4 protein-coding genes are annotated in these 3,642 nt (G+C 58.4%); all 4 read right to left on the bottom strand.

The annotated features are described in order from the left end of the window. Positions 1–449: Hpt domain-containing protein (locus ACRXB1_RS32810; RefSeq protein WP_449494397.1), on the bottom strand; the 449-nt coding region annotated here is incomplete at its 3' end. Positions 450–553: 104 nt separating this feature from the next. Then, the gene (locus ACRXB1_RS32805; RefSeq protein WP_061998273.1) at positions 554–934 is read right to left on the bottom strand and encodes a response regulator; all 381 of its coding nucleotides are present in this window, start codon (positions 932–934) and stop codon (positions 554–556) included. A 48-nt stretch (positions 935–982) separates the two neighbouring features. Next, positions 983–1,954 carry a flagellar motor protein MotB gene (gene motB, locus ACRXB1_RS32800; RefSeq protein WP_086383961.1) on the bottom strand — a complete coding sequence of 324 codons (972 nt, stop codon included), beginning with the start codon at positions 1,952–1,954 and terminating at the stop codon, positions 983–985. A gap of 37 nt (positions 1,955–1,991) precedes the next feature. Then, complete coding sequence (motA, locus tag ACRXB1_RS32795) at positions 1,992–2,852, bottom strand: flagellar motor stator protein MotA (RefSeq protein WP_061998271.1); 861 nt, start codon at positions 2,850–2,852, stop codon at positions 1,992–1,994. Between the last annotated feature and the right edge of the window lie 790 nt (positions 2,853–3,642).

The following is a 3,642-nucleotide window of genomic DNA, read 5'->3' as shown; positions in this document are numbered from 1 at the left end:
TGCGCCGGCGCAGCAGCTTGCGGCGCATGGCCCGCGTCGTTACACGCGTCGTTACACGCGTCGTTATCCCGGAGAAACTCGAGCTTCGTGCAGATCGCCTTTGCGGCGGCCGCATCCGGTTCCGCGCTTGCACGGTAAGCACTCAACTGATCCGACAACACGTCCTTGGTTTCAAGGAAGGTATCGATCATGTCGCGGCGCAAGACCAGCTCGTTGTTACGCGCCCGGTCGAGCAGCGATTCGAGAATGTGCGTGGTCTCGGTCAGCGCCGAAAAACCGAACGTCGCCGCGCCGCCCTTGATGGAATGCGCCGCGCGGAAAATCGCGCCGAGATCTTCGGGATCGGGGTTCGCCAGATCCAGCGCGAGCAGCAATTGCTCCATGTCTGCGAGCAGCTCGTCGGCTTCGTCGAAGAATGTTTGATAGAACTGCGTAATGTCGAGTGTCATGCCTGGGTCACCACCGGATGCCTTGTCTGTCGTCGCTATGCGCGTCGTAATTGCTTGTGCTTTGTCTCGTGCTGCGTGTTTCAGTGCTTGAGTGCTTCACTGCTTCAGTGCGACTGCTCGGCGTCCGACAACGTCGCGACCAGTTCGGTCAGCATGTCGGGATCGATCGGTTTTTCGATCCAGCCCGTCGCGCCCGCTTCGCGCGCCGCCGCCTTGAACTGGTCGCTGGATTCGGTCGTCAGCACGAGGATCGGCGTATTCGCATATGCACGATGCCCGCGCAGCTTCACGATCAGATCGAGCCCGCTCATGGCCGGCATGTTCTGGTCGGTCACGATGAGGTCGAACTGTTCGGCGAGCGCCGCTTCGTAGCCTTCGGCGCCATCGGCGGCAACTTCCACGCGATACCCCGCCGCCACGAATGTCGCCGAGAGGACTTTGCGCATTGAAGCGGAATCGTCGATTGTCAGAATGTTCTTGATCATGGTTTTGTCGTACCCGGTCCGATGTTTTGAGGCTTTTCCTGAAGCTGGCTACTTGGCCGCCGCTTTGCTCGGCACGAGCGCGCCGAGTCCAGGCGTGGCGTTGCCAGCGTTAAGGGGATTGCTGGTAATCGTGGTCGCGGCGGTTTCGTCGCGTGTCATCGACTCTTCCGATTTGCGATTCAAAACGAGAATGCTGATGCGGCGGTTTTCCGGATCGAGGGCGTCCTGCTTGTTCAGGTTTTGCGTCGATGCCAACCCGATCACGCGCAAGACCTTCGCTTCATCCATGCCGCCCGAAATCAGTTCGCGGCGCGATGCGTTGGCACGATCCGCCGATAATTCCCAGTTGCTGTAACCCTTCTCGCCGCCCGCGTATTGCGTGGCGTCGGTATGTCCCTGCACGACGATCCGGTTCGGCACGTCGTTGAGCGCCTTGCCGATTTCGCGCAGGATGTCGCGCATGTACGGCTGCACGGAATTGCTTGCGAGGGCGAACATCGGCCGCTTTTGTGTATCGACAATTTCAATGCGCAAACCTTGCTGCGTCGAATCGATGCGAATCTGCTGGCGGAACTGGCGCAACACAGGATTCGCTTCGATCGCCGACATCAGCTTGACCTGCAGGTCGTGCAAGCGCGCCTGATCGCGGCGTTCGAGTTCGCCTTGCGCGTCTCTCAGCGTTTGTTCATCAATACGATTCGAGCGCCGCGTGCCGTCGCTCATGCGTGTCGTGCCTTGCTCGGGGCTGGAGATATCGCGTCCGCCGCCGTTGAGAATGCTCGAGTCCATGCCTGAACTCTGCCCGCCCATGATGGCGTTCTTGAGCGGCATGTTGAAATACTCCGCAATGCCCTGGCGCTGCACTGGCGACACCGCGCTCAGCAGCCACATGAGCAGGAAGAACGCCATCATCGCGGTCATGAAGTCAGCGTACGCAAGCTTCCACGCGCCGCCGTGATGCGCTTTCTTGCTCGATACGATCCGTTTGATGAAGATCGGGCGATCGGTTTTGTTGGACATGGCAGATTCTCCGGGAGCGCGTTCTCGCGTAAAGGCGTTACTTGGCCTTCACGCGGCGCACGTGTTCTTCCAGTTCGGAGAACGACGGACGCTCGGTGGAGAAAAGCACCTTGCGGCCGAACTCGACCGCAATAGCCGGGGCATAACCGTTCAGGCTCGCGAGAATCGTGACCTTGATGCACTGGAACATCTTCGTCGACTCGGCCACGCGCTGCTCCGCAACGCTCGCCAGCGGCCCGATCAACCCGTACGACAACAAGATGCCGAGGAACGTCCCGACCAGCGCCTGCGCGATCATTTCGCCGAGAATCGCCGGCGGCTGATCGGCGGATGCCATGGTATGGACCACACCCATCACGGCCGCGACGATGCCGAACGCAGGCATTGCGTCGCCGACCTTGTGGAGCGCCTGCGCCGGGCCTTCGCCTTCGGCGTGATGCGTTTCGATTTCCTCGTCCATCAGGCTTTCGATCTCGAACGCGTTCATGTTGCCGCCGACCATCAGGCGCAAATAATCGGTCAGGAACTCGACGATATGGTGATCCGCGAGGATCTTCGGATACTGCGCAAAGATCGGGCTTTTAGCCGGATCGTCGATGTCGGATTCCAGCGTCAGCGTGCCTTCCTTGCGCGCCTTGGCAAGCAGCACGTAGAGAAGCGCCATCAGCTCCATGTACACATCCTTGTTGTACTTGGAGCCTTTGAAGAGTGTCGGGATCACGCGCAGCGTGGCCTTGATCGTCTTCATGCCGTTGCCGAGGATGAAAGCGCCGACACCCGCACCTGCAATCATCAGGATTTCAACGGGTTGGACCAGCGCGCCCAGATGCCCGCCTTCCAGCGCATAACCGCCGAAAACCGACAAAAGCGTCACTAGTGTTCCGATGAAAATCAGCACAATCGAATCCTCATGGTTGCAGCGGCGAAACCGCCGTTAAGTGGTTTACGGCACGAGGCTGGAAAACTTTGAAGGGAAATGGGCGGCGCGAAACCGGCTGCGTCTTTATTGGCGGGGCGATTACCGTGTAAGGTGATTCACGGGCAACGCAAAATCCCGTGAACAAATCGGGCAAACCTGCCGATTTGTCGTCCAACTTCTGCAAAACCCGCTTTCGATTTACCTATCAAGCGCATCTTTTCTTACAACGCGGGCGCATTGATTGTTTAACGGCACCGTCCGTCAATTACTTTGCAAAACCGCTTCGAAATGATCCGGTTTCGTGACTGAAACCATACGAGACGGACTGTGGTGCCTTTCGCACGCTTGGCACAGGCATTGCTCAATGTGTCGTCCTGGGCATCGCATCAAGTCCGACGCAGCTTGTCGATATTCATGCAATCGCCCGCCAGGCAAGGACCTCAGCCGTTGTTAGCAATTCGTAACCAGCGGTGTTTCGCCCTGTAACAAGGTTAAGCGTTTGCAAAATGACTCGGCGATAACCGCAGTCATCTTGATAATGGGTCGTAAGGGATAACCCGATTCACCCGGGTCCGATTTCCAACGGGGGCGGCAGCATAGAGGCTGGCCCGTCCGCAAGGCTTCAGCGGGTTTCTATCGGAAACCGTATTTCGAAGCCGCAACGAACAGGAGAGTCACGTTATGCGTATCGCACAAATTGCACCCTTGCACGAAGCAGTTCCTCCGAAGTTCTACGGCGGCACCGAGCGCGTTGTCTCGTATTTGAGCG

Source organism: Caballeronia sp. M23-90, assembly GCF_053574605.1.
The sequence above is the reverse complement of the archived record's forward strand: the minus strand, read 5'-3'. Positions and strand labels throughout refer to the sequence as shown.

Bases quoted from the DNA above. Each gene is read 5' to 3' on its own strand.
- ACRXB1_RS32805 (WP_061998273.1), bottom strand. From the start codon at position 934: ATGATCAAGAACATTCTGACAATCGACGATTCCGCTTCAATGCGCAAA.
- motB (WP_086383961.1), bottom strand. From the start codon at position 1,954: ATGTCCAACAAAACCGATCGCCCGATCTTCATCAAACGGATCGTATCG.